Raw genomic sequence first — 25,568 nt, 5'->3', positions numbered from 1 at the left:
CATTCATTACGGGTTAAGGTACAGATGCCATAATACACCTAAGAAATGAACGAATCGGAGTGGATCATACAATGAAATTACTGAAGAGGCCGGGTATCGATGTTGTCCTGCTAATGATTATGCTGCTGGCAGCCGTCCTGTACGGATACGGAATCTGGAATGACCAATATGCCAATACGTACTATACAACCGCAGTGGGCAGCATGCTGCAGAGCTTTCATAACTTCTTCTTCGCTTCCCTGGATTCGGCAGGGTCTGTAACGGTCGATAAGCCGCCGGTAACCTTCTGGCTGCAGACCTTAAGCGCGCTGGTCTTCGGCCTGCATGGCTGGAGTGTCATTCTGCCGCAGGTGCTCAGCGGTGTAGGCTCGGTACTCTTAGTCTATCTGCTGGTGAAGCCAACCTTCGGACGGGCGGCGGCACGGCTTGCAGCGCTCGTTATGGCCGCTACTCCGGTAGCAGCAGCGGTAAGCCGGACGAACAATATTGATACGCTGCTGGTATTCACACTGCTGCTGGCGGCATGGTTCCTGTTCAGAGGCACCCGGACCCACCGGCTTGGCAGCCTGCTGGCAGCTTTCGGACTCATCGGTGTCGCCTTCAATGAGAAGATGCTGCAAGCTTATATGGTTCTTCCGGCCTTCTATCTATTCTATCTCCTGGCAGCCAAGGTGAACTGGAAAAAGAAGACCGGCACCCTGGCAGCCTGCACTGCCGTACTGCTGGCAGTGTCTCTATCCTGGGCTGTAATTGTCGATTCCATTCCGGCCGATGAGCGTCCTTACATCGGGAGCAGCGGCACCAACTCTGTGCTTAATTTGGCTTTTGGCTATAACGGTGTGTCCCGTCTGACCGGTGACCGTAGTACTGGGGGAGCCGGAGGTGGCGGCTTGGGCGGTGGTGGTATGCCAGGAATGAACGGGGAAATGCCGGACTTAAGCGGTGAATTCCCGCCCATGGATGGAGCTGACGGGCAAGGGGGCGCAGACGGGCAAGGGACGATGAACGGCCGTGATTCCGCCGCCGGGGACAATCAGAGCCGTGACAGCGGCGGGACTGCACCAGGCCAGGACGGACGCGGTGGCGGAATGGTGCCGGGCGGTCAGGATGGAGGACGGCGCGCAGAAGGAGAGAGCGGCGGATTCGGCGGGTTCGGAAGCCCGAACGGACGCGGTGGGATGGGCGGTGGCGGGATGTTCAACACAGGCACTGCTGGTCCGCTGCGGCTGTTCCAGCAGGAGCTGTCCGGCCAGGCGAGCTGGATGCTGCCGTTCGTGCTGTTCGGCAGCATCGGGATCTTGGCCAGCCTGCGCCGCAGGAGCTTCACCCGGCAGCATAAGGAAGCCCTGTTCTGGTTGGCCTGGCTGATTCCGGTCATGGGATTCTTCAGCATCGCCGGCTTCTTCCACCAGTACTACCTGATCATGATGGCTCCGCCGGTGGCGGCGCTGGCAGGTGCAGGCTGGTCTCAGCTCTGGAGCTACTATAAGGAGCGGAAGACCTGGCTGTCCTGGCTGCTGCCCGCAGCGGTGCTGGCTACAACGGTGCTTGAGGTGTACATTATCCGTCCGTATAACGATACCATCGGCAGCGGGTGGTCCGTGGGCATACTGGCAGCAGGTATTGCAATGACAGTAGTGCTAATCATTCTGCGGCTGCTGAAGGCGGTACAGGGTAAGCCTTCCTGGTTACATGCCGCTGCGGTAACAGGGTTCCTGGTGCTGCTGATTGGCCCGCTCTACTGGGCATTCACACCGATTGTCTATGGCAATAACAGCATGACGCCTGCAGCAGGGCCGGATAGCGGCAGCTCCTTCGGGATGAGCGCAAGGGGCAACATGCCCAACATGCCCAACATAGCCAACATGGGCGGCATGGGGGGAAGAAATAACGCCGCTGGTATTAATGAGTCTCTGCTGGGCTTTCTCAAGGAGCATAATACCGGCGAGAAATATCTGTTCGCAGCGATGGATTATGGAACAGCAGGCCCGTATATCATCGACGAAGGGGAGCAGGTTGTTATCCTGAACGGCTTCAATGCGTCAGATACGCCTTACACCCCGGACAGCCTGAAGGAGCTTATAGAGAGCGGGCAGGTGAAGTACTTCCTGGTCAGCGGCGGCATGGGCGGAATGAGGGGCGGCAGCTCGGAGATTACGGAATGGATCACCAAGAACGGCACGGAGGTTCCGGCCGCAGACTGGCAGGGAACACAGAGCAGCGGCAATGCCGGAACCCTTTACGAGATAACCCTGGACTAACCTGCGGGAGCAGGAGAACAAGAAGCGCGTATATCCGGCCCTGTGCCGGCGCGCTTCCTTACTACTTTTGAGGAGGAGCTGCCCATGAGTATCCAAGTGCGCTATTCCATTATTATACCGATGTTCAATGAAGAGGCTGTTATTCAGGAAACCTACCGGCGCATCAAAAAAGTAATGGGCACAACAGGCGAGCCTTACGAGCTGATCTTCATTAATGACGGCAGCACGGACAATTGCGCGCAGATGATCGAGGAATACAGCTATTGGGATGAAAGTGTGAAGCTGATCGATCTGTCCCGCAATTTCGGGCATCAGGTTGCTATTACCGCAGGGATGGATTATGCGCTGGGCGATGCGGTTGTGATCATTGACGCGGATCTGCAGGACCCGCCCGAGTTGATTCCGGAGATGATTTCGGAGTGGAAGCAAGGCTACCAGGTCGTATATGCCAAGCGGATCAAGCGAAACGGAGAGTCCCTGTTCAAAAAGTGGTCGGCCAGCTTATTTTACCGGGTGCTGCGTTATTCGACAGATATCTCTATTCCGGTGGACACTGGCGATTTCCGCCTGATGGACCGCAGGGTCTGCGACGAGCTGAAGCGTCTGCCGGAGAAGAACCGCTTCGTACGCGGTCTGGTCAGCTGGGTTGGATTCCGGCAGAAGGCGATAGAATACGAGCGGGAGGAGCGGCTGGCCGGAGAGACTAAATATCCGTTAGGGCGGATGCTGAAGCTGTCACTGGACGGCATTACCTCCTTCTCTTATAAGCCGCTGAAGCTGGCGGGTGTTCTTGGAGCGCTGCTGTCCGTATCCGGTTTTCTGTACCTGCTGTATGTGCTGTACCTGGCACTCTTTACAGACGCAGCCGTGAAGGGCTGGGCATCGATGATCGGAATCACCTTAACCTTCAACGGGTTCGTGCTGCTCATGCTGGGTATTCTGGGCGAGTATGTCGGACGGATCTATGATGAATCGAAGGGCCGTCCCCTCTACATCGTTCAGGAGTTCTACAGCGGCAGGCCGCAGCAGAGCGCACAGGAGCAGAGAGTCGCCAGTCTCAACAAATAACAATATTTCGTAAAAAAGAAACGCCTCTCCTCTCTAAGGAAAGGCGTTTCTTATGTAGTCTCTGCTAAGCCTTCAGCAAATCATGATCGACATAACGTGCGCCGTTCAGCTCACTGATAATGTTGACGGCAACCTTGGCGCCATCCCCGGCAGTGATTATGGCGTGGACACTCATTCCGGCAACGGTTCCGGCGGCCCAGATCCCGTCGATATTGGTTCTGCCTTCCGGTGTGGCGGCAATCACCGTCTTGATTCTTGGCTCCGTACCTTCTTTGGTCGTTACCCCGGCTGCGGCAGCCAGATCCGTCAGAACACCTGTCGCCAGCACGACATGCTTAGCTTCATAAGTAGCCCCGCTCTCTGTCCCGATGACGAAGCCCTCACCGCTGGCTTCAAGCGACGTCGCCTGTCCGGCAACCAGCTCGGCCCCGAACTTCACAGCCTGCTTATGTCCGGTTTCTACCAGATCAGGTCCACCGATCTCGCTAATTCCGTAATAATTCTCATACCAGCCTCTGCGGGTCATACCTTTGTCGTTGTCAATCAGCAGTGTTTTTTTGCCGGCCTTGGCAGCGAACAGGGCGGCGCTTGCACCGGCAGGGCCGGCACCGATAATGGCGATTTCGTACATGAGATAACCTCCTAAAAGTTTTGAAAGCATACACTTAAGTTTTGATAGCATAAACCTCGTTGAATCACATCGCAAAACTCGCTTCGGAAGCATACACTTCGCAGAACTATTATATCGCTATTTACAGCTCATTGGCTAATTCCGCAGACATGGAAGAGAGACCTTGAAGGCAGCCCCCTCACCCGGGGGGCTGGATACAGTAACTTCTCCCTGATGAGCTTCGGCAATGGACCTCGTAATCGATAATCCAAGCCCGGAGCCGCCGTATTTGCGTGTGCGGGAGGAATCGCTGCGGTAGAAGCGGTCGAACACATGCGGGAGATGCTCCGCAGAGATGCCGGAGCCGTTATCCTTCACGGTAAGCTCTGCTAATTCTCCCCCGGCGTGTAGCGATATGTGGATGATGCCCTTGAGCGCATCGGTATGCTGAACCGCATTGTGGAATAGATTAAGAAGGACCTGTCTGATCTGGTCAGGATCAACCAGGCAACGGATGCCGCAGGCCAGGTCGAAGACGACCTGCCGCTCTCCGGCCAGCACCCGGAGCTGCGCCTGCATGTCGTCGATCAGCTCGCCCAGCAGTACCTGCTTGACCCGCAGCCGGGGTGCGCCGTCCATCCGGGCGAGCAGAAGCAGGTCCTCCACCAGCTTGTTGATGCGCTTGGCTTCACCGTGCATGCTGTTCAGCGCGCTGTAGAGCTGTTCCCGGTTATCGGCAGCTCCGCGCAGAAGGACCTCCAGGAAGCCGTAGATGGATGTCAGCGGCGTTCGCAGTTCATGGGAAGCATCTGCGGCGAACCGGCGCATCTGCTCTTTCGCCTCCCGCTCATTCTTGAACGAAATCTCCAGCCGCTCCAGCATGCCGTTGAAGGACTGGGCGAGCTGGTCGATCTCAAGCTGGCCCTGCTCCTCAGGGAACCGCACATTCAGGTTGCCGGCATCGATAATCTGGGCCGAACGCCCCATGTTGGATAAGGGGACCAGCGTTTTGCGCAGCGCAGGCAAATACAGCAGCAGCCCGGCCAGCAGAGCCGTTACCGACAATGCGCCGAAGATAAGCAGCTGCTGCAGGATGACATCCTTCAGCGGTCCGGTCTCCACCGTCATCTGCAGAAGCATCCGGGCAGCTCCGGGCCTGCCCAGATTCATGAAGACCGCCAGATGCTCGCTGCCATCCCCGGCGGGAATCAGCTGGTAACTCCCGCCCCTCTTGTCCTGGGGGAGCTTCAACAGCTGGTCATAGGCCTCATTACTCATTCTTGGTGCAGGCGAAGCGGACAGGGTCTCTTCCTTCAAATCCATGAAGCTGCCGTCCTGATTATAGATAGCGAGGGTAGTATGGGCGTCGAGCAGCAGGGGGCGCCGGTCTCCCCCTGGCCGTCTGTTACCTGCATTATTGAAGATTTCAAATGGCACAGAGCGTATCTGGGTCTCCATCGCCTCCGCCCGGTTGCTGTATATGAAATTCCGCATGAGTACATACTGGAGTGTGCCGATCAGTATAAGCAATCCTGAAAGAATGAGCAGCGAGGCGGCGAGCAGCTGCTTGCGCAGGGAACGCGGAGCATGGAATCTGCCTGTGAATCTACGGGTCCGGGCAGTCATACCAGATCCACCCGGTACCCCGCCCCGCGCAGGGTGCGGATGATCCGGTGCTCCTTGTCGCCGAGCTTCTCCCGGAGGGAGCGGATATAGACCTCCACGATATTCTCCTCCCCGCCGAAGTCATAGCCCCACACCTTGTCGAGAATCATCGGCTTGCTCAGGACCAGTCCGTGGTTGATCACCAGATACTGCAGCAGCTCATATTCAGTCGGAGACAGCTCCAGCACCTCCTCCTTATGGCGGATCTCCTTGCGGCGGCCGTCAATCCGGAAGGGGCCGCACCGGACCTCACCGAGCAGGCCGGGAAACTGGTTGCGCAGCCGGGCCTGAATCCGGGCCAGCAGCTCCTCGAAGCTGAACGGCTTCACCATGTAATCATCTGCGCCCAGAGACAGGCCCGCCACGCGGTCGTCCACCTCATCCTTGGCGGTCAGCATGATGATCGCCACCTCCGCTTCCTCGGAACGGAGGCACCGGCAGACCTCGAATCCGTCCATACCGGGCATCATTACATCAAGGATAACAACATGCGGCTTAAAGTCGGCTGCCGTTGCCAGGGCTTCAGCGCCATCTGCGGCGGTTTGTACCTCAAAGCCTTCGTTCATTAGGCCCAGCTCCAGAAACTGAAGGATATGAGGCTCATCATCCACCAGGAGTAGCCGGATACCTTGTGTCGCTTTCATTGGCATTTCCTCCATTTTGAGTAAGTGAAATTAGTGTAGTATGTCCATAGTATGAATTCCCCGGTTGAACGTTTGCTGAAAATAGGCCTTTGGAGCCACGGATTCGATTCATCCCGGCTGATTGCGGTTAATCATAATGGTTAATCTAATTATAGTGACTTATCGCGCCATGAATATGAAATATAGTTATAAATTTAAACAGTTTAGTTCAGGTAATAAAGGGTTTTTTACGGCGGGCATAGAACACTATTAGAATATAAGGATACAACATGTCCCGTTCAGCTGTTTTCCTCCCCGTACAACCCGTATTCATCCTGTCTAGGCATTTCTTTTGGGTTAAATCTTTTCACAACACTTCTTTTTAGGGTATCTATTTAGGTCTGCACTTCACAGCATCACTCATTCAACCTAATTTATTACATGTTCCATTACCCATAAGTCAAGGAGGCTCTTCCATGAAGAAAAAAGAGATGGTAGCCATGCTGTTGGCGGGAGGCCAAGGGAAAAGATTAAAAAGTCTGACCAAATCGATTGCCAAACCGGCTGTATATTTCGGAGGAACCTACCGCATCATCGACTTCCCTCTAAGTAACTGCTCGAATTCAGGCATCGATACCGTGGGTGTGCTGACACAGTATGAACCGCTGGTGCTGCATTCGTATATCGGGGTCGGCAGCGACTGGGACCTGAACCGCAAGGATGGCGGCGTATTCGTCTTGCCTCCGCATGAACGGGAGAACGGAAGCAGCTGGTACCGGGGAACGGCAGATGCGATCTACCGCAATCTGAAGTTCGTGGATCAGTTCGATCCGGAGCATGTGTTAATTCTGTCGGGAGACCATATTTACAAGATGGATTATCATGCGATGCTGCAATATCACAAATCCAAGAATGCGGACTGCACCATCTCAGTCATTGACGTTTCACTGGAGGAAGCAAGCCGCTTCGGCATACTGAATACAGAAGATGACCTGAAGATCTATGAGTTCGAAGAGAAGCCAGCCCAGCCTAAGAGCACACTTGCTTCGATGGGGGTATATATTTTCAAATGGGATGTTCTGCGCAAGCATCTGCTTGAGGACGGGGAGAACGCCGGATCATCCCATGACTTCGGTAAGGACATTATTCCGATGATGCTGGGTGAAGGCCAATCGCTGTACGCTTATCCTTTTGAAGGCTATTGGAGAGATGTAGGTACGGTAGACAGTCTGTGGGAAGCGAATATGGATCTCCTGAGCGATACGCCTCCCCTGAACCTGAATGATACCGGCTGGAGAATCTTCACCCGTAATCCGAATCAGCCCGCACAATATGTGGCACCGGGAGCCAAGGTATCGAGCTGCATCATTAATGAAGGCTGCATCGTGCATGGCGAGGTGAAGCACTCTGTCCTCTTTTACGGGGTTGAAGTGGGCGAAGGCAGTGTCATCACCGACTCTGTCATTATGCCCAAGGTGAAGATCGGCAAGAACGTGAGAATTCACAAAGCGATCATCAGTCAGAACACGGTCATTGAGGATAATATGGAAATCGGCGCCGACCGGGAGAATGAGAATGAAATTCTGCTGATCGACAAACGAAGCAAGAAGCTCAAATCTGTAGCAGCCAAAACCATATAACCACAAGAGGGCGGGGGATTCCGATGAAAGAGCTTATGGGTGTAATTAATCTTGATCATGAATTGGATAATTTAAATGAACTGACCTATTTCCGCTGCGGAGCAGCGGTCCCCTTCGCCAGCCGTTACCGGCTGATCGACTTCGTCTTGTCGAACATGATGCGTGCGGAGCTGGAGAGCGTAGGGCTGTTCGTCCGCCGCAAATACCGTTCATTGATGGATCATCTCGGCGACGGCAAATCGTGGGATATGAACCGCAAGCATGGCGGACTGTTCATCCTGCCACCGGACTGGAATGACCCTACGGACACCTCCCTGGGCGACCTGCAGCATTATCATAACAATCTGGATTTCTTCAAAAGGGCTTCGGCCAAATACATCGTCTTCTCCGGCAGCCAGCATATTAACACGGTGGACCTGCAGGACCTCTATCAGTATCACCTGGAACAGGGTGCGGACGTAACGATGGTCTACAAGCAGATTGACGAGCTTCAGCCCGAGCATGACCCGTGCCTGCGGGTCGAGCTTAATGACGACAATCTAGTGACGAATATTCACCATGAGAAGCATCATCCGAATGTGTATCTGGACATCTTCATTATTGAGAAGAAGCTGTTCCTGGAGCAGGTGGAGCATTGCATTGCCCATGGCGAGAGCTATTTCTTCCGCGATGCCATTCAGAAGAACCGCCACAAATTCAAAATCTCCGCCTATGAATATAAGGGTTACCATGCCGTTATCAATTCGCTGGAGAGTTACTATAAGAACAGCCTGGAGCTGCTGAAGCAGGAGAATTACTTCGGTCTGTTCAAAGAGAATCCGGTGCAGACCAAGATTAAATATGAGGCGCCAACCCGTTATCTGGACAGTGCGTCGGTCAGCAACTCGCTGGTGGCCAACGGCTGTGTAATCGCCGGGTCAGTGGAGAACAGCGTTATTTTCCGGGGCGTACAGATTCGTAAGGGTGCGAGAATTATTAATTCTGTGATTATGCAGAAATGCGTCATTGAAGAGAATGCTGTGATTGAGAATGTGATCATGGACAAAGATGTGCATCTCAGCAAAGACCGGATACTCGTTGGAGACAGCAGGCGTCCATTTGTCATAGCCAAGAGCAGCAAGATATAATATCTGGATCAGGGGAAATGTACCGCTAGGGGCATTTCCCCTGATCCAGTGTTGTAATAGGCACTATTATCAACAAATACATGCATCCTGTAAGGAGGAACCTGCTGTTGTTCAACGATAAAGAGACTTTCAAACAAGTGTTCCGCGAGAAACTCATCGGGAAATTAGGCAAGCCGCTTGAAGAAGCTTCGAACGCCGACATTTATAATATTCTCGGCAACATGATCCGCGAGAATGCCGGTAAGGACTGGGCGGCCACCAATCAGAAGTTCAAGATCGACAAGGATAAGCAGGTATATTATTTCTCCATGGAATTCCTGATCGGCAGGCTGCTGGGCAATAACCTGCTGAACATGGGTGTGCTGGAGGTCGTTCGCGAGGGCCTTGCGGATCTGGGATTCTGTCTGCAGGATATCGAAGAGGTCGAAGCCGATGCCGGCCTGGGCAACGGGGGGCTGGGCCGCCTTGCAGCCTGCTTCCTGGATTCGCTCGCTTCCCTGCAATATGCAGGGCACGGCTGCGGCATCCGTTATAAATACGGCTTGTTCGAGCAGAAGATTGTAGACGGCTATCAGGTGGAACTCCCGGATTACTGGCTGCAGAATGACAACGTGTGGGAAGTTCGCCGCGAAGATAAACAGGTAGAGGTGCATTTCTGGGGACATGTGGACACCCGCTGGGAGAATGATGAGCTTGTGTTCGAGCACAAGGATTATGAGGCTGTACGTGCGGTTCCGTATGATATCCCGGTGATTGGTGCAGACCGCAGACATGTGAACACGCTGCGTAACTGGAGTGCTGAGTCCATCACCCAGCCATCGAGAGTCTTCGGCGCTCAGGGCGGTACGGATTATCACAAGTTTCTGGAATACAAGCGTTCGGTGGAATCCATCTCTGAATTCCTGTATCCCGATGATTCCCAGTACGAAGGCAAGCTGCTTCGTCTGAAACAGCAGTACTTCATGTGCAGTGCCGGCCTGCAGAGTATTATCCGGACCTTCGCCAAGACAGGCCTGCCGATTGACAGCCTGCCTGACAAGGTAGCCCTGCATATCAATGACACTCACCCTACGCTGGTGATCCCTGAGCTGATGCGCATTCTGATGGATGTCTATAATCTGGGCTGGGATCACGCCTGGAGCATGACTACCCGGATGGTATCGTATACCAACCATACCATTCTGAGCGAAGCCCTGGAGAAGTGGCCGATCGGCATGGTCAGAGAGCTGCTTCCGCGCATCTTCCTGATTATTGAAGAGATTAACGCCCGCTTCTGCGGCGAACTGATGAGCAAATATCCTGGAGACCAGGACCGGATCAATCAGATGGCGATCATCCATGACGATCAGGTACGGATGGCGCATCTGGCGATTGTTGCCAGCCACAGTGTGAACGGTGTAGCGGCGCTGCATACCGAGATTCTGCAAAAGCGTGAGATGCGGCTGTTCAATGAGATGTATCCGCACCGCTTCAATAACAAGACCAACGGCATTACGCACCGCCGCTGGCTGCAGCATGCCAATCCCGAGCTTGCCGGACTGATCAGCGAGTCGATCGGCACCCGCTGGCTGCATCAGCCACAGGAGATGATCGGACTGATCAAATACAGTGAGGATGCCTCCTTCCAGGAGCAGGTGGCCGCCATCAAACGCCGCAACAAGCTGCATCTGGCTGAATATATCACGAAAAAGCACGGTATTGCGGTAGATCCCGACTCGATCTTCGATGTACAGGTCAAGCGCCTGCATGCCTATAAGCGTCAGCTGCTGAACGTGCTTCATATTATGCATTTGTATAATCAGATCAAGGATAATCCATCCATTAATATCGTGCCGCGGACCTTCATCTTCGGTGCCAAGGCTGCTCCAAGCTATCATCTGGCCAAGCGGATCATTAAACTGATCAATACGGTGGCTGATGTAGTGAACAAAGACCCGGACATTAACGGGAAGATCCGTATCTTCTTCCTGGAGAATTATTCTGTATCGCTGGCGGAGAAGATTATTCCGGCCGCTGATGTCAGCGAGCAGATCTCCACGGCGAGCAAGGAAGCCTCCGGTACCGGCAATATGAAGTTCATGATGAACGGTGCGCTGACGATTGGAACCATGGACGGGGCTAATGTGGAAATGCATGAGATGGTAGGGGACAATAATATGTTCCTGTTCGGCCTCCGTGCAGAGCAGGTACTTGATTATTACCAGTACGGCGGATACCACGCCCGCGATATCTACAATGGCGATGGCCGGGTAAAAGAAGTCTTGGATCAGCTAATCGTCCCTGGCCCCTTCAGTTCCCATGCCCAGGAGTTCGATACGCTCTTCCAGTCGCTGATTGACAACAATGACGAATTCTTCGTGCTTAAGGATTTCGCCAGCTATGTGGAGACCCATGTCAAGATTGACCTGGCTTACCGGAACCAGAAGGAATGGCTGAAGAAGTCCATCATCAATATCGGCCATTCCGGCAAGTTCTCCAGCGACAATACGATTAGCCGCTACGCCGCCGAGATCTGGCATATCGATCCGGTCCGGCTGTAACGCCATAGGTACGGGCCGCAGCTTCAGGCGGTGTAATCAGAGCAGCAAAAGCCGCCCCAACCAGGAATCATTCCTGCGGTGGGGCGGCTTTTTTGATAGATAAGAATTGATATGTTTTGGGGTCCCCGCAAAGTACCTGAGTCATCATCAAAGCTAAGCTCCACTTTGCGGGGTTATTTTGCGGTTCAGGGCTTATTTGCTGCTGATAATGAAGGCTAGCCTTACAGCACCTCGGATACCATGGCTGCGAACCGTTCGAGGAAGCGGCGCTCCTCGTCGTCGAAGCGGTGCTTGAGCGGGCTGTCGATATCAAGTACGCCATAGAGGGTGTCCCCTTTGACCAGGGGAACAACTATTTCGCTGTTAGAGGCAGCATCACAGGCAATATGTCCCGGGAAGGCATGAACATCGCCGACCACTAGCGTGCGGCGTTCAGCGGCTGCGGTTCCGCAGACGCCGCGGCCCAGCGGAATCCGGATGCAGGCCGGAAGTCCCTGGAAGGGTCCGAGCACCAGCTCTTTGCCGTCAAACAAGTAGAAACCGGTCCAGTTGGTGTCCGGCAGAGAGAGCTTTAACAGTGCCGAAGCGTTGGCCAAGTTGGCAATGGCGTTCGGTTCACCCTCCATCAGTGCCCCGAGCTGGCTGAGAACGGCTTCGAACCGTTCGCTGCGAGTGCCATCATAAGGCATGGCTTGAAACATGAAGCATCACCTTCCTGTACCTTGAGTCAGTATGAATCCCATAACTGTTAACTATCAAGATAGTACAGGGAAGCGTGATACGTCAAGTATAATCAAGGATTAACAGGTTTTTCCGCTTAGTGGAAAAAGAGTAAGAAGAAAGAATCCTAGAAGTGAGGATGTTTCCGGGAACTCAGGGCAGGGTAATGCTTTTATAAATACAGCAGGCTAGTAGCCAGAAGGAGTGAAATATGCGCGCCGACGTACAGAACTTGTTTATTGGAATCCATATGCTATATTGTGCACATGAGAAGGATCTGACACTAACGGAAATGCTGCCGGAGCTGGAGAACCTGGGGTACCGGGTGGCGGAGCGCGAAGTGAAACAGGAGCTGGAACGGCTGACCCAGGAGAATTTCCTCACCGCCCATGGCGACGCTTATAGTGTTACGGGAACGGGAATCGAAGAATTCAAAGCCATTCAGGCCAAGCTTGGCGTGCTGTGCACTGAGGTGCTTAAGCCGGTTAAGGCAGCGGGTGCGTCAGGTTAATTCTGAATGCTGCTGTACGGAATGTAACATAACATTAGGTATAAGGTACAGCGTCTGACCGTGTGGCGGCAAGCCATAGGGTCAGACGCTGTTTGTGATGGTTAAGCGGAAGTGACAGGTAAACGCGCCGCCCGGGCAGAATAGAGTGTATACTGGTAGGGTTGAAAGGGGACGGGAACATGTATGTGTGCGGAGGGGTAATCCCGGAATTAAGCGGACGGAGGGTGCGCCTGCGGGCGATGCTGCCTGCGGACGCGCAGGCGCTGTTCGGGATTTGGAGCCATCCGGCGGTAGCGCCCTGGCTGGATGGCCCCCCTCTGTCCTCTGTGGAGGATGCAGAAGCACTGATTGCCCTGCTGGCGGAGTGGGCTGCGGAGGAAGAGAGCCTGCGCTGGAGCATCCTGGGGCCGGAAGGCAGTGTCATTGGCAGCTGCGGCTATAACCACTGGCAGCTTCAAGGCGCCTACCGGGGAGAGATCGGCTTCGAGCTGTCACCGGCAGCCATGTGCCAAGGATACATGCGGGAAGCGCTGGAGCTGGTGCTAGCCTTCGGCTTCCAGAGCATGGGGCTGAACCGGATGGAAGCCCTGTGCCACCCGGACAACCTTCGCGCAGAGCGGCTGCTCACGGGACTTGGCTTCCGGCAGGAAGGGCTGCTGCGGCAATACCGGCATACGGCTTCCGGCTATCAGGATGTAGTAATGTATTCCCTGCTGCAAGGAGATACGGGTGCAGGAGAGAGAACAGAGAGAACATAGAGAGAAGGTATGGAATCATTGAGTTCACTGGGGGAAAAGCAGCGAAAGTTAATATTGACAGGCGTACTGCTGGCTACATTTCTGGCAGCAATTGAAGGGACCGTAACGGGTCCTGCGGGTCCGGCCATCGTAGGGGATTTCCAGGGGATGCAGTGGCTGAGCTGGATCTTTACAGCGTATCTGCTGGCGATGGCCGTGACCACGCCGATTTTTGGCAAGCTGAGTGATCTGATCGGGAGGAAGCCCGTGTTCATAGGCGGCGCTGTAGTCTTCCTGGCAGGTTCGCTGTTATGCGGAATCTCGCAGAGTATGCAGCAGCTGATTATTTACCGGGGGATACAGGGGATTGGTGCCGGTGCGCTGATTCCGATGACCTTTACCATTATCGGAGATATCTACAGCCTGAAGGAACGGGCTAAGACGCAGGGGCTGCTTAGCTCGGTGTGGGGGATTTCTTCGCTTGTAGGGCCGCTGCTAGGCGGTTATGTAGTCGATTATTTAAGCTGGCGCTGGGTATTCGTATTCAATCTGCCGTTCGGCCTGCTGTCGATTATCTTCATCTCACGGTACCTGAAGGAAGAGAAGGTGCGCCGTAAGACGAAGATCGATGTAGCCGGAGTGCTGCTGTTCGCTGCGGGGATGGGGGCGCTGCTGTTTGGCCTGACAACTGGGGGGCAGAGTTTGCCCTGGGACTCTCCGCTGCTGCTGTCCATTCTTCTGGCGGCTGTTCTGCTGCTGGTGGTGTTCCTGTTCGTGGAGCGCCGGGCCGCTGAGCCGATGCTGCCGCTGGAGCTGTTCTCCATCCGTAATATTGCGGTCTCTACAGGGGCGAACCTGCTGGTCAGCACGCTGATTATCGGCCTGTCTACCTATGTTCCGCTGTGGGTGCAGGGCGTATTCGGCAAAAGTGCCGCCCTCTCAGGCCTGCTCCTGGCGCCGATGTCGGTCGGCTGGATGCTGGGCTCCATTGCGGGCGGGCGGATGATTCTGCGTGCAGGCACGCGCCGTACGGGAATGCTCGGCCTGTCGCTGATTGTTGTCGCGGCCGTGGGGCTTACGCTAATGAATGCAGACTCCTCCCAGCAGCTGCTTCTGGTGCTGATGCTGTGCTGCGGGGTGGGCTTCGGCTATGCCTCGACCGTCTTCACCATTATCGCCCAGTCCTCGGTGCAGCATGAGCAGCGCGGTGCGTCTACGGCACTGAACACCTTCACCCGCTCACTCGGGCAGACGGTGGGGGTGGCGATCTTCGGCTCGTGGTTGAACTTCAGTATTGACCGGAGCCTGGCGGAACAGCCAGGAGCTGCCGTCTCTGGCGCAGATATTAACCAGCTGCTTAACCCGCATAGCGGAAGCGTCCTGCCTAAGGAAGCCTGGAGCAGTCTGCAAGGTGCGCTGGAGGGCGGCCTGCACTCCCTGTTCATCGTAATGGCGGTGTTCGCTGTAATCTCTCTGGTGATCTCAGTACGCCTTGATCGAGGGGTGCCTTCCATACAGGAAGCAAGCACACCTTTGAAGCATTAAGCTTCAAGTCTTAGCACTGATTCTCCTGATTAGGAGATTTATCGAGAGGGTTTTTGAACATACAAAGAAATCGCTCCTTTGGGAATGGATGGCGGACCTTCCATTTACCCAAGGAGCGATTTTTTGAAAATATAATTTTTATGTTGCACATGAGTGATTCGTAGAATGACTGGGTTGCTGAATGTGACTGAGGGCTGAAGGTAAAGTATGCATACAACCACATACCATGGCGGGTACGTGGCATATGAACTAAATTGTAATTGTATGTGAAAAACAGCATACATTGTGCTCAGACACAGGCGCATAGCCTGAATGCGGTCCGTTCACGCAGCGTCCACCCAAGTGCTCACGTTGATCCCGCTCAAAACAAAGGGCTGTTCCAAGCAGCCGATTCATGCTTTTTGGAGCAGCCCATACTCTGATAACTGGTTGAATTAGTGAATAGATTCACAACCGCCGATTCCTTAACTAGCCTTATTTGCGCGGGAGCGGGGAGAGCTTCTCGGCTTGCAGGCCCATTTTCTTAAGCAACACAATCATCTGTTCCTTCTCTTCGTCGCTGAGTCCACTGAAGGCCAGATGCAGGCGCTCTGAGTACTTCGGATACATCTCGTTCATCAGGCGTTCGCCCTCTGTAGTCAGCTCGGCAAAAATAACACGGCGGTCGCTAGGGCAAGGCTTGCGCTGCAGATAGCCGCGTTCTTCCAGCTTGTCGATCACATAAGTAACGTTGCCGCTCTGAAGCAGCAGCTTGGCACCGATCTGCTGGATTGGCTGTGGTCCTTTGTAGAAGAGCACCTCCATGACTGCGAAGGCGGTCGGGTTGAAGCCTTCGATCTTGCTGCCGGTTACAGCATGCTCGTTAATGCTCTTGAAGGACTTGGCAAAAACTCTGTACAAATGCAGGGTCAACTGAGTATCGCGTTCATAGGATTGTATCATGCTTCTCCACCTCTATTGTTAATCGTACGGGCTTATCCGCACGGTTTGGAATACTTGCTTCCTGATATCTAGTTTTACAATACGTCAAACAAAGATTGAAGAACATGTCATTTGTCACAATAAGCACACTTTTAATTATAAAAAATTGAACAATCTTTTGAAGGTGCATAAAAATGTATTCTTGTGCGGAATTTGAAGTCGGTGACCGGTTATTCGTATAATGAAGGCTACAGGCTGCGGAGAGAGTAAAGGGTGAAAATTATTGCAGCAAAGGCCCGTCCAGGGTGCTATGATCGCATTATATTGAATGATGATACAGGAGATGGAGAGATACATGGAAGAGACAGAAGGCTCAGAGGAACAGAAGGCTCCGAAGCAGACGGAGGAGCGGATCAACAAGTATTACGACGACGATGATGACTACGATGATGAGGATACTGTGCTTGATGTGGTGATTGAGGAAGCGGGCTATGAGGCAGGAGATATCCGCATCTCAGGAATCTCTTTCCAGGTAAGAAAGGGCGAACTGCTGGGACTGATCGGACCGAACGGGGCCGGCAAAAGCACTACGATCAAGACGCTGCTCGGTCTGCTGAAGCATGCCAAGGCCCGGGTGAAGCTGGGCGGCGAGAACCAGTCCTACGCCTACGTGCCGGAGCAGCCGGTATTCTACGAGGACCTTACGCTGTGGGAGCATCTGGATCTGGCCGCTGCCGCCTACGGCTTAAGCTATGAAGCCTTCGAGTCCACGGCGGAACAACTGCTGGTACAGTTCAGCATGACCCATGTGCGCGATGATCTGCCTGCGGGCTTCTCCAAGGGGATGAAGCAGAAGATGATGCTCATGCTTGGCTTCCTGGTACAGCCGGATGTCTATATAGTGGATGAGCCATTCATCGGGCTTGATCCCAGGGCCACCAAGGATTTCCTGCGCCTGCTGGAGGCGGAACGGGAGCGCGGTGCCGGGGTGCTGATGTCCACACATGTTCTGGATACAGCGGAGAAAATCTGCGACAGCTTCATTCTGATCTCCGGAGGCAAAATTGCCGCCGAGGGGACACTTGCGGCGATACGCGGGGAAGCGGGGCTGCCGGAGGGATCGCTGTTTGATTGCTTCGACGAATTAACATGAGCCGGAATTCATTTGCGTTCCCGGCTGCAAGGAATCTCTTAAGACGAAGACTGTTCTCCCATTTCCGGGAGCAGACTGCTATTATCCGTACGGCTGTAGACTGGACAGTCCTGCTGTATATTCTCATCCCGGGGGGCTTGCTCGGCGGCCGCTTCTACTATGGCTACTGGAATGGCAATCTTCCGGGTTGGTTCAGCCATGTACCCTTTGTGATCGTGCCTTCGCTGCTGGCCATTCTGCTGGCTACCGGAGGTATCGTGCTGTTGCTCCAGGAAGGCGATCTGCTGTTCCTGCGGCAGCGGCAGAACTGGATCAGCACGATTCTCAAAGGCGGCATGGTCTATAGCCTAGCGGTAACTGCGCTGAAGATGGCGGCGGTGTACGTCATTCTGCTGCCGTTTCTGATCCGCGGCTATGGTCTGAGCGCGGCAAGCACCTATGGCCTGCTGGCGCTGACCATAACCTGCAGCTGGGCCGTTAAGCTGCTGGGTCATATCGTCAAGGTGCAGCGTCAGGGCTTCCGCCGCCGGCTGTGGCTGATCCTGGCGGTGGCCGTGCCCTGCGGGATCTACCTGCGTCTTGCGCTCTTCTGGAAGGATAGCCCAACCCTTCTGTTCCTTGCGGCTGCCGCCTATGCGGCAGTGACCGTCCTGGCCTTCAGAGCACGCCTGCGCCTGCGCGGCACGTTCATCAATGATGTGCGCGAAGACTACAAGCAGCGGATGAGAATTGCAGCGATTCTGCTGCGCCGTGTGCTGGATAAGCCGCGGCCGACACGTTACAAGCCCTGGATCTTCCGCAAGTCGCAGCCGCTGCTGGCCTCGAAGTTGCCCGAGAGCCGCTTCGCCGCCGCAGGGATGAAGGCGATGCTGCGCAATCCGGCCCATCTCAAGCTGTACTTGCAGTTCACTGGAGTGTCGCTGGTGGCCATCTTTATTGTGCCAGTAGTACTGAAATGGCTGCTATATATTGTCTTGACGAGTATGATGGCCTACTGGCTGACTTCCTTCTGGAATCTGTTCTCCGGGGATGATTATATCGGCATTCTGCCGTTCACCAAGGTGCAGAAGGCGGACGCCGGTTCCAAGGCGATGCCCATTCTGCTGACGCCCTTCGCTGTCCTGTGCTCCGCTATGCTCTGTATTCCTGCCTATGGCTGGTGGGGCTTGCTGATCTTTATCCCTGTCGGGGCTGCCGCCGGAATCTGGATCGGCCGTATCTTCAGTGTCATCAGATTTGCAAGATAACAGCAAAGAGCCTTCCTCCACAAGCTGGGGGAAGGCTCTTTACTGTTCTAACTATAGGCGCTGCTTATCCGCCTTACTGCGCCGCCGCATGCTTGCCGGCCGTATAGCCGGTGGAGAAGGCGGCGGTAATATTATAGCCGCCGGTATACCCGTGAATATCGAGAATCTCACCGCAGAAATAGAGGCCTGCGGTCAGCTTGGACTGCATGGTTTTGGGATCAATCTCCTTAAGCGCGACTCCACCGCCGGTTACGAAGGCTTCCGCCAGGGAACGTGTCCCATGAACCTGAACGGGCATCCGTTTCACCAGGGCAGCCAGCGCCCCAAGGCCAGTCTTGGGCAGATGATGGCCTGTAATCTCCCCGTCAAGCCCACCCTTCGCCAGCAGCAGCGGGATCAGGCGCTCGGGCAGCAGGCCCTTCAGCGAGTTGCGGATAGCCTTCTTCGGCTCCAGGTCGAGCTTATTCTGGAGCATAGACTCCGCCTCCTGGAGGGACAGATCCGGGAACAGGTCGATGGACATCTCCACGGTATCGGTTCCCGACTTCTGCTGAACCTGGCGCAGGAACTGGCTGCAGCGTAGCGCGATCGGGCCGGATAGGCCGAAATGGGTGAAGATCATATCCCCCCGGTGAGAGATCACCTTTTTGCCCCTCTGATTCCAGACGCTCAGCGTAACATCGCGGAGGGACAAGCCCTGCAGCTCCCCGGATTTGATCCACGCCTCCCGTGAGAGAATGGGGACCTCGGTCGGGAACAACTCCGTGATCGTATGTCCGGCAGCGGCAGCCCAAGGGTATCCGTCGCCGGTAGAGCCAGTCTGAGGCACGGACTTGCCTCCGGTGGCGATGATGACAGCCTTCGCACTGAAGGCTTTGCCTGACTCCAGGCGGATGCCACGGACGGCTCCTTCCCCGTAGAGAACCTCCCGGACCGGGCTGTCCGTCATGATCTGCACGCCAAGGCTCCGTACTTTGCCTATCAGAGCGGATACTACGCTTGCGGCCTTGTCCGATACAGGGAACATCCGCCCGTTATCCTCCTCCTTCAAGGCGATGCCCAGCCCCTCAAAGAAATCTATAATATCCCGGTTATTGAAATGATCAAACGAGCTGTATAAAAAACGGCCGTTGCCCGGAATATGGGCGATCAGCTCCGAGGTCTCCTTTATATTGGTAACATTGCAGCGCCCGCCGCCCGAAATCCCCAGCTTGCGGCCCAGCTTAGCCCCTTTGTCGATCAGAAGTACGGACGCCCCGTGTCCGGCTGCGGCTACGCTGGCCATCAGCCCGGACGGGCCGCCTCCAATGACGATTACATCATAGCTATTCATTCATTTGCTCCTTTTGCTTATTGCGACACTCTATTAACGGCATCATACCATTCCAGGCGGAGTGTAGCCAGATCCAAGCGACCGAAACCTGATTATCGTTGTCAGGAATGCGCGGGTATGCTTTAATCTAAGTGGAAAAGGAATTTTAACCAATTTGAGGAGTGATTGCAATTATTTATGCGGTAAAGGATATTTTATTGCAAATATCGGCTGCCTGCATGTTCCTGTTTCTTTTTCAGTGGAGGCTGGACCGGGGCGATCCCCTACGCCGGAACATCAGGTTCCCCGATGACCATACCTTTCTGATGATCTGCTGCGCACTGGGCATTACGTTGTGCATGGCGCTATCCGATACGATGTTCGGAGTGGTCTATTTGAATCTGGCGATTCTCCCGGCCTATCTCGGGATCTTATATGGTAACCTGCCCTCCAGTGTATACCTGGCACTGTATTTCTTATTCTGTACTGCATTATTCTCGATGCCGTCAGGGATAGAGCATTTTTTCTTGAATACAGGGGTGCTGATGTATCCGCTGCTCTTCGGTATGTCCGGGCTGTTCAAGAAATCCGCGATTCCCGGCAAAATCGGCATTCTGTGGGGCGCGCTTTTCCCGAGCATGCTGTTCATTGTCATTGTACCGAATATGCAGGGCCGGAGCGTCCTGAATATCCTTTCTGCTGAAGCCGCCCTGGCCGGGCTATATGCCTTGACGGCCTTAATTCTGGGCGCCTTGTTTATCATTTATATTGATAAGGCCTGGGACAAGCTGCAAGTCAGGATACAAATGCAGGGGATCTCGGAGAAATTCCTGTGGGAATCGGAGAAGCTGCAGCAGATCACGAATGTGGTTCCGCTGAATATTATGGAGTTCGATGACAACGGGTATGTGACGGAGGTGAATGAATACATGCTGAGCCTGATGCAGCGTCATTGCCCTCTGTTGACCAGAGAGATTATTTTGTCCAGTCCGGCCAGTGAGCTCTTCGGCAAAAGCATGGATCAGGCCGCCCTCACCCGGTTACATGAGGTTCTGCGCAGCAGACAGCGTTCCAATACCAAGATCAGGGTCGATTCGATGACCTATCATATTTTTACCGCGCCGCTTCAGCATGAATCGGGGCAGCCGGGCGGAATCGTCATGATTATTCAGGATTTGACGGAAGAGGAGAAAATCCGCAGTGAACTTGGCAATGTCGAGCGCCTGTCGCTGGTCGGGCAGATGGCTGCCGGAATTACGCATGAGATCCGCAACCCGATGGCGGTAGTACGCGGCTTCCTGCAGCTGATGCGGGAAAAGAGCCCGGAGGATCTCCACTCCTATTATCATATTGTCATGGAGGAGCTGGACCGGGCCAACAGCATCATCAATGACTTTCTGTCGCTGGCACAGACCCGTGTATCGGACAAGGAGCCGGCCGGGCTCCAGCCTATTCTGGAGGAGCTTACGCCGCTGATCTGGGCGGATGCCAATCTCCGCGGCCAAAGTGTTGAACTGAAGATCAGCCCGGCCATGCCGCTGCTGCAGCTCAATGTCCGGGAGATCAAGCAGCTGATTCTGAATCTGGCCCGCAATGGCATGGAGGCGATGGAGGCCAAGGGCGTGCTGACACTGGCTGCCTGTGAGCATGAGGATACCGTGCTACTGATTATAACGGATACCGGAGGCGGTATGCCCGAGAGCCAGCTACAACAATTGTTCACCCCGTTCTTCACCACCAAGAGCCAGGGGACAGGTCTTGGGCTGTCGCTCTGTCTTAGTATTGCAGAGCGGCATAACGGGACGATCCGGGTAGAATCGGAGGTAGGGTGCGGGACCTCGGTCATCGTTACTATTCCGGTGGATTCCAGAGAGGGAGTGGTCCAAAGCCCTGTATATATGCAGCGGATTCGGGGGTGACGGGCACCGATTCGGGACTGTGCAGCGGCAGGCTGGAGCAGGCTGCTTCTCTTGCTTTCGCAGAGTATGTATGTATAATAAAGTTAGCAAGTAGTGCTGGAACGCGGTAACTTTATCCCGGTTCAGGGCCGTATCTCAATTCAAGTGATGAAGGAGAGTGCAGAGAAATGTCCATGTCTTTTAATCAATATATGAGAGATTCTATTCAACCTATGCGCGACGATCTGACAAGTATCGGATTTCAGGAGCTATTGACCCCGGAGGATGTGGAAGCAGCCCTTCCGGCAGCCAAGGGAACTTCGCTGGTTGTTGTTAACTCCGTATGCGGCTGTGCCGCCGGACAGTGCCGTCCAGGGGTAGCCCAGGCGCTGCAGAACGAGATTCTGCCGGATCACCTGTTCACCGTATTTGCCGGTCAGGAGAAGGATGCTACAGCCAAGGCGCGTGAATATTTCGCTCCGTATCCGCCATCGTCCCCGTCCATCGCCCTGATGAAAGACGGCGAGCTGGTTCACTTCATCGAACGTCACGGTGTGGAAGACCGTTCGGCCGCCGAGATTGCTGCGGAGCTGAAGGAAGTTTTTGACCGCGTGTGCCAGTAATAATGTCCTGCAACCTAAGGCAGCAGAATGAATAAGTAATGATCCCGCATCAGCCAGCCGTCAGCCGGAGGCTTGGCTCATGCGGGATTTTTTCTAATGTTAAGGGTAGGAAATACAATTCTAAGAAACGGGGTGGTCCTGTGAGTCTGCAGGAAGAGATTATTGCTACGCTGGGAGTTAAGCCGGTAATTGATACAGATACAGAGATACGGGGACGTGTAGATTTCCTGAAAGCGTATGCGCTCCAGGCGGGGGCCAGAGGTCTGCTGATTGCGATTAGCGGGGGTGTGGACAGTGCGGTGGCTGCGGGTCTGTGCAAGCTGGCTACGGATGAGCTGACGGCAGAGGAAGGCAAGGAGTATATGACACTCGGGGTGTTCCAGCCTTACGGGGAGCAGGAGGATATTGAGCACAGCTATGCGGTGGCCCGGGCTTTTGAGCTGACCCATACGGTGGAGACCAATATTGAAGAAGCGGTGAACGAAATCGCTCTGGAGGTCGAGCATAGCCTGAAGGCCCTGGGACAGCATAAGCATATTACCCATCAGGGCAAGGGGAATGTAAAAGCGAGAACGCGGATGGTGATGCAGTATGCGCTTGCTTTTGAGAACAATCTGCTGGTGGTGGGTACCGATCATGCCTCAGAGGCCATTACCGGATTCTATACGAAGTGGGGCGATGGCGCCGTCGATATTACACCGCTGTCTTCTCTGAACAAACGGCAGGTACGGCAGCTGGCTGCGGCGCTTGGCGTGCCGGCGGATATCGTAACCAAAGCGCCGACGGCTGGACTCTGGCCGGGTCAGACGGATGAGACTGAGCTTGGAATCACCTACGAGGAGAACAGCGATTATCTGGAGGGGAAGACCGTCAGCCCTGAAGCGGCTGAGAAGCTGGAGCGCTTCTTCCGGAGAACGGCGCATAAGCGTGACAGTATTCCGGGGATCTAAGCAGGTTATGCCGGAGCCGCCGGGGCGCTGCGTTTGATGCAGACGCTCCGGCGGTTTTTTGGTAAGAGTAAGAATCTACTTCGCGAGCACCCGGTTGATGAAATCCCTGGTAGCGGATATCGCCTGTTCTAACTGGGGGGTAGTACCGGCAAAAGGATGAACGGTGCCAAAGGTATGATTGCCGCCGGGAATCTGCACCCATTCGATATCCGGCCGCAGCCGGATCAATTGCTCGGAGCCGCGCCGCAGATGCTCTCCGTCCTCACTGCCTTGAATCAGGACAACGGGGCAGCTGGCCTGTTTCATCCGCTCTACAATCTGGTAACGCTCCGCTTGCTGCTCCAGATCCTCTATAATGATGGCATCCAGCGGCATTTGCTGGCCGGTCCGTCCGTTGAGCACATGGGTCCTGCCCTTTTCCCGCATTTCACTCTTCTGCTGCTCTGTGAACAGATCCAGGTTAGTGATCCCGTTCCAGGAGATGACCCCGGTGATTTCTGCGGGATGATCCAGTGCGTAGAGGAGCGAGTCGCCCCCGCCGCGGCTATGGCCTAGCAGGAAGAGCGGGAGGCTGCCGAACCTGTGGTGCTGGCTCAGATAAGAGAGCAGGATCTCCATATCCTTGATCTCACGCTGGTAGGTGTTGCGGGCGAACTTGTCCAGTTCGGTGAAATTCTGCAGATCCTCGCCGATGCCGGCATGGGAGAAGTTAAAGGTGATTACTTCATGCTCGTCGCTGAGCGCCTGTGCCGTATACGGGAACATCCCCCAATCCTTGAAGCCTTTGTAGCCGTGAGCGATGACTATCACACTGCGGGCCTCTCCCTGGGCGGGGAAATGGGAACAGCGAAGCACCGCATCCTCTCCTGCGGGTAATTCAAAATTACGGGACATAAGGTATTCTTCCTTTCCTACATATCTTGGAACTGGCGGTTGTACTTCTTTACCAGATATACCTGATTTGTGCGTGATAGACTTTCAGTTTTTTTTCTTTTAAAATAGCAGAAAGCTGACGCTAAGACTATTATTAATAATACTTGGTCAAGATGCTGACAGGCTTCACTGTTACATGAGATCTGTGGAGTCCTAGCAAGATCATATCATTAGACGCAGGGTAAGGATAGAAGGTAATATAAGAGGGTTAAGGAATGCAGAGCCAGGAGAGGTGTGGGATGTGTGATTTACGGAATCGGGCATGATGTGCTGGAAATCGGCAGGGTTGCCGGGATTACGGAGGGCAGCCTGGGCAGCCGCTTCTCCCGGAGAATTCTGACCCGGCAGGAGCTGGCGCTGGCCGCAGGCAAAGGCGCGAAGACAGCGGAATTCATCGCCGGAAGATTCTCGGCCAAGGAAGCGGTTGTGAAGGCGCTCGGCTGCGGAATCGGTCAGATGGTGGGTTTTCAGGACATTGAGATTCTGCCGGATGCACTGGGCAAACCAGTAGCCATCCTGTCTGCGGAGGCCTGGTCCCGGCTGCGGCTGCCGAAGGAGGAGTATGTCATTCATCTCACTATTACGCACAGCCGCGGACTGGCCTCTGCCTTCGCGGTGGTGGAGCGGACACCCGGTCTACAGCCTGTAACTATATAATATGAACGGCAAGGAGAATAACGATGAACACAGATGAGAAGCACGTAGAAGCGCAGCAGGAAGCCAAGTTATTCTTCAGCCGGTTCCTGCTGGAATGGTACCACCTCCAGAAGCGGGACCTGCCGTGGCGGCGCCACCGCAACCCGTATTACATCTGGATCTCAGAGATTATGCTGCAGCAGACCCGGGTAGATACGGTAATTCCTTATTTCAACCGTTTCATTGAGCAATTCCCGACTGTAGAGGCGCTCGCTGATGCACCGGAGGAAGAGGTGCTGAAGTGCTGGGAGGGACTTGGCTACTACTCACGTGCCCGGAATCTCCAGCATGCCGCGAAGCAGGTCAAGGAGCTGTACGGAGGGCAGGTACCGGATGACCGAGATGCCGTATTCGGCCTCAAGGGCGTAGGCCCGTATACAGGCGGTGCTATTCTGAGCATCGCGTTCAACCGGCCGGAGCCGGCGGTGGATGGCAATGTGATGCGCGTCTTATCCCGGTATTTCCTGATTGAGGATGACATTGCCAAAGGCCCGACCCGTGTGAAAATGGAAAAGCTCGCCGCCGAGCTCATCCCCGAAGGGGAGGCAGGCAGCTTCAATCAGGCGCTGATGGAGCTTGGTGCGCTCATCTGCACGCCGAAATCACCGCGCTGCCTTCCGTGTCCGGTGATGGAGCACTGCGCCGCGCGGCTGGCGGGCTGCGAGGCTTCGCTGCCCGTCAAGACCAAGGCGAAGCCGCCGCGTCCGGAGGAGCGGCTGGCCGCCCTGGTCGAGGGCCGCGGCGAGCACGCGGGCCGGGTACTGATCCGGCAGCGGCCGGCTAGCGGG

22 protein-coding genes are annotated in these 25,568 nt (G+C 54.7%); 15 read left to right on the top strand and 7 right to left on the bottom strand.

The window, feature by feature from the left end:
- Positions 1–71 precede the first annotated feature (71 nt).
- Together C162_RS37400 and C162_RS28135 are read left to right on the top strand one after the other, a co-directional pair.
- Positions 72–2,261, top strand: a complete 2,190-nt coding sequence (locus C162_RS37400) for a glycosyltransferase family 39 protein (RefSeq protein ID WP_036700170.1) — start codon at positions 72–74, stop codon at positions 2,259–2,261.
- An 84-nt stretch (positions 2,262–2,345) separates the two neighbouring features.
- A complete protein-coding gene (locus C162_RS28135; RefSeq protein ID WP_036700168.1) occupies positions 2,346–3,329 on the top strand; it encodes a glycosyltransferase family 2 protein in 984 nt (327 codons plus the stop codon).
- Positions 3,330–3,393: 64 nt separating this feature from the next.
- Here the strand turns inward: C162_RS28135 and C162_RS28130 are convergent, their stop codons facing one another.
- The 3 genes from C162_RS28130 to C162_RS28120 form a co-directional block, all read right to left on the bottom strand.
- The gene (locus tag C162_RS28130; protein WP_036700166.1) at positions 3,394–3,960 is read right to left on the bottom strand and encodes an FAD-dependent oxidoreductase; all 567 of its coding nucleotides are present in this window, start codon (positions 3,958–3,960) and stop codon (positions 3,394–3,396) included.
- 135 nt (positions 3,961–4,095) lie between these two features.
- A complete protein-coding gene (locus tag C162_RS28125) occupies positions 4,096–5,565 on the bottom strand; it encodes a sensor histidine kinase (protein ID WP_036700164.1) in 1,470 nt (489 codons plus the stop codon).
- Positions 5,562–6,248, bottom strand: a complete 687-nt coding sequence (locus C162_RS28120) for a response regulator transcription factor (RefSeq protein WP_036700162.1) — start codon at positions 6,246–6,248, stop codon at positions 5,562–5,564. Before C162_RS28120 ends, C162_RS28125 begins: the two co-directional genes overlap by 4 nt.
- Positions 6,249–6,703: 455 nt before the next feature.
- On the opposite strand from C162_RS28120, the gene C162_RS28115 reads away from it, so the two are divergent.
- The 3 genes from C162_RS28115 (at position 6,704) to C162_RS28105 (ending at position 11,534) form a co-directional block, all read left to right on the top strand.
- Positions 6,704–7,867, top strand: coding sequence for a glucose-1-phosphate adenylyltransferase (locus C162_RS28115; protein ID WP_036700161.1), 1,164 nt, complete (start codon positions 6,704–6,706; stop codon positions 7,865–7,867).
- A gap of 23 nt (positions 7,868–7,890) precedes the next feature.
- The gene (glgD, locus tag C162_RS28110) at positions 7,891–8,994 is read left to right on the top strand and encodes a glucose-1-phosphate adenylyltransferase subunit GlgD (protein ID WP_036700159.1); all 1,104 of its coding nucleotides are present in this window, start codon (positions 7,891–7,893) and stop codon (positions 8,992–8,994) included.
- A gap of 107 nt (positions 8,995–9,101) precedes the next feature.
- Positions 9,102–11,534 carry a glycogen/starch/alpha-glucan phosphorylase gene (locus C162_RS28105; protein ID WP_036700156.1) on the top strand — a complete coding sequence of 811 codons (2,433 nt, stop codon included), beginning with the start codon at positions 9,102–9,104 and terminating at the stop codon, positions 11,532–11,534.
- Positions 11,535–11,755: 221 nt separating this feature from the next.
- Here the strand turns inward: C162_RS28105 and C162_RS28100 are convergent, their stop codons facing one another.
- Positions 11,756–12,235, bottom strand: coding sequence for a GAF domain-containing protein (locus tag C162_RS28100; protein WP_036700153.1), 480 nt, complete (start codon positions 12,233–12,235; stop codon positions 11,756–11,758).
- 230 nt (positions 12,236–12,465) lie between these two features.
- Here C162_RS28100 and C162_RS28095 point away from each other — a divergent pair, with 230 nt between their 5' ends.
- From C162_RS28095 to C162_RS28085, 3 genes are all read left to right on the top strand, one after another.
- Positions 12,466–12,765 carry a hypothetical protein gene (locus C162_RS28095; RefSeq protein ID WP_036700151.1) on the top strand — a complete coding sequence of 100 codons (300 nt, stop codon included), beginning with the start codon at positions 12,466–12,468 and terminating at the stop codon, positions 12,763–12,765.
- 179 nt (positions 12,766–12,944) lie between these two features.
- The gene (locus tag C162_RS28090; RefSeq protein WP_036700148.1) at positions 12,945–13,523 is read left to right on the top strand and encodes a GNAT family N-acetyltransferase; all 579 of its coding nucleotides are present in this window, start codon (positions 12,945–12,947) and stop codon (positions 13,521–13,523) included.
- 9 nt (positions 13,524–13,532) lie between these two features.
- Positions 13,533–15,047, top strand: a complete 1,515-nt coding sequence (locus tag C162_RS28085; protein WP_036700145.1) for an MDR family MFS transporter — start codon at positions 13,533–13,535, stop codon at positions 15,045–15,047.
- A gap of 474 nt (positions 15,048–15,521) precedes the next feature.
- On the opposite strand, the gene C162_RS28080 is transcribed toward C162_RS28085, so the two are convergent.
- The gene (locus C162_RS28080; RefSeq protein WP_036700143.1) at positions 15,522–15,989 is read right to left on the bottom strand and encodes a MarR family winged helix-turn-helix transcriptional regulator; all 468 of its coding nucleotides are present in this window, start codon (positions 15,987–15,989) and stop codon (positions 15,522–15,524) included.
- A gap of 334 nt (positions 15,990–16,323) precedes the next feature.
- Here C162_RS28080 and C162_RS28075 point away from each other — a divergent pair, with 334 nt between their 5' ends.
- Both C162_RS28075 and C162_RS28070 read left to right on the top strand, forming a co-directional pair.
- Positions 16,324–17,121, top strand: coding sequence for an ABC transporter ATP-binding protein (locus C162_RS28075; RefSeq protein ID WP_083678082.1), 798 nt, complete (start codon positions 16,324–16,326; stop codon positions 17,119–17,121).
- Positions 17,100–18,368 carry an ABC transporter permease gene (locus C162_RS28070; RefSeq protein ID WP_156949730.1) on the top strand — a complete coding sequence of 423 codons (1,269 nt, stop codon included), beginning with the start codon at positions 17,100–17,102 and terminating at the stop codon, positions 18,366–18,368. Before C162_RS28075 ends, C162_RS28070 begins: the two co-directional genes overlap by 22 nt.
- A 73-nt stretch (positions 18,369–18,441) precedes the next feature.
- Here C162_RS28070 and C162_RS28065 read toward each other — a convergent pair whose 3' ends face one another.
- Complete coding sequence (locus tag C162_RS28065; protein WP_036700138.1) at positions 18,442–19,701, bottom strand: NAD(P)/FAD-dependent oxidoreductase; 1,260 nt, start codon at positions 19,699–19,701, stop codon at positions 18,442–18,444.
- 197 nt (positions 19,702–19,898) lie between these two features.
- On the opposite strand from C162_RS28065, the gene C162_RS28060 reads away from it, so the two are divergent.
- The 3 genes from C162_RS28060 to nadE all read left to right on the top strand — a co-directional run bounded on the left by C162_RS28060 (position 19,899) and on the right by nadE (position 23,151).
- The gene (locus tag C162_RS28060; RefSeq protein WP_156949729.1) at positions 19,899–21,599 is read left to right on the top strand and encodes an ATP-binding protein; all 1,701 of its coding nucleotides are present in this window, start codon (positions 19,899–19,901) and stop codon (positions 21,597–21,599) included.
- A 167-nt stretch (positions 21,600–21,766) separates the two neighbouring features.
- Entirely contained in the window at positions 21,767–22,201 is a 435-nt protein-coding gene (locus tag C162_RS28055; protein ID WP_036700137.1) for a BrxA/BrxB family bacilliredoxin, read from the top strand.
- A 140-nt stretch (positions 22,202–22,341) separates the two neighbouring features.
- Positions 22,342–23,151, top strand: coding sequence for an ammonia-dependent NAD(+) synthetase (gene nadE / locus C162_RS28050; RefSeq protein WP_036700135.1), 810 nt, complete (start codon positions 22,342–22,344; stop codon positions 23,149–23,151).
- 75 nt (positions 23,152–23,226) lie between these two features.
- Here nadE and C162_RS28045 read toward each other — a convergent pair whose 3' ends face one another.
- Positions 23,227–24,045 carry an alpha/beta hydrolase family protein gene (locus C162_RS28045; protein ID WP_036700133.1) on the bottom strand — a complete coding sequence of 273 codons (819 nt, stop codon included), beginning with the start codon at positions 24,043–24,045 and terminating at the stop codon, positions 23,227–23,229.
- Between the two features lie 282 nt (positions 24,046–24,327).
- Here C162_RS28045 and acpS point away from each other — a divergent pair, with 282 nt between their 5' ends.
- Both acpS and mutY read left to right on the top strand, forming a co-directional pair.
- Positions 24,328–24,741, top strand: coding sequence for a holo-ACP synthase (gene acpS / locus C162_RS28040; RefSeq protein WP_036700130.1), 414 nt, complete (start codon positions 24,328–24,330; stop codon positions 24,739–24,741).
- Between the two features lie 23 nt (positions 24,742–24,764).
- Positions 24,765–25,568 (top strand): A/G-specific adenine glycosylase (gene mutY / locus C162_RS28035; RefSeq protein WP_036700128.1); only part of this gene is annotated, 804 nt, incomplete at its 3' end.

It is taken from the genome of Paenibacillus sp. FSL R7-269 (assembly GCF_000517865.1).
In the GTDB taxonomy this organism is placed as follows: domain Bacteria; phylum Bacillota; class Bacilli; order Paenibacillales; family Paenibacillaceae; genus Paenibacillus_AQ.
The sequence above is the reverse complement of the archived record's forward strand: the minus strand, read 5'-3'. Positions and strand labels throughout refer to the sequence as shown.

Bases quoted from the DNA above. Each gene is read 5' to 3' on its own strand.
- C162_RS28100 (WP_036700153.1), bottom strand. From the start codon at position 12,235: ATGTTTCAAGCCATGCCTTATGATGGCACTCGCAGCGAACGGTTCGAA.
- C162_RS28095 (WP_036700151.1), top strand. From the start codon at position 12,466: ATGCGCGCCGACGTACAGAACTTGTTTATTGGAATCCATATGCTATAT.
- C162_RS28085 (WP_036700145.1), top strand. From the start codon at position 13,533: ATGGAATCATTGAGTTCACTGGGGGAAAAGCAGCGAAAGTTAATATTG.
- C162_RS28125 (WP_036700164.1), bottom strand. From the start codon at position 5,565: ATGACTGCCCGGACCCGTAGATTCACAGGCAGATTCCATGCTCCGCGT.
- C162_RS28130 (WP_036700166.1), bottom strand. From the start codon at position 3,960: ATGTACGAAATCGCCATTATCGGTGCCGGCCCTGCCGGTGCAAGCGCC.
- C162_RS28055 (WP_036700137.1), top strand. From the start codon at position 21,767: ATGTCCATGTCTTTTAATCAATATATGAGAGATTCTATTCAACCTATG.
- C162_RS28120 (WP_036700162.1), bottom strand. From the start codon at position 6,248: ATGAAAGCGACACAAGGTATCCGGCTACTCCTGGTGGATGATGAGCCT.
- C162_RS37400 (WP_036700170.1), top strand. From the start codon at position 72: ATGAAATTACTGAAGAGGCCGGGTATCGATGTTGTCCTGCTAATGATT.
- C162_RS28075 (WP_083678082.1), top strand. From the start codon at position 16,324: ATGGAAGAGACAGAAGGCTCAGAGGAACAGAAGGCTCCGAAGCAGACG.
- glgD (WP_036700159.1), top strand. From the start codon at position 7,891: ATGAAAGAGCTTATGGGTGTAATTAATCTTGATCATGAATTGGATAAT.
- C162_RS28115 (WP_036700161.1), top strand. From the start codon at position 6,704: ATGAAGAAAAAAGAGATGGTAGCCATGCTGTTGGCGGGAGGCCAAGGG.
- C162_RS28045 (WP_036700133.1), bottom strand. From the start codon at position 24,045: ATGTCCCGTAATTTTGAATTACCCGCAGGAGAGGATGCGGTGCTTCGC.
- C162_RS28135 (WP_036700168.1), top strand. From the start codon at position 2,346: ATGAGTATCCAAGTGCGCTATTCCATTATTATACCGATGTTCAATGAA.
- C162_RS28065 (WP_036700138.1), bottom strand. From the start codon at position 19,701: ATGAATAGCTATGATGTAATCGTCATTGGAGGCGGCCCGTCCGGGCTG.
- C162_RS28090 (WP_036700148.1), top strand. From the start codon at position 12,945: ATGTATGTGTGCGGAGGGGTAATCCCGGAATTAAGCGGACGGAGGGTG.
- C162_RS28080 (WP_036700143.1), bottom strand. From the start codon at position 15,989: ATGATACAATCCTATGAACGCGATACTCAGTTGACCCTGCATTTGTAC.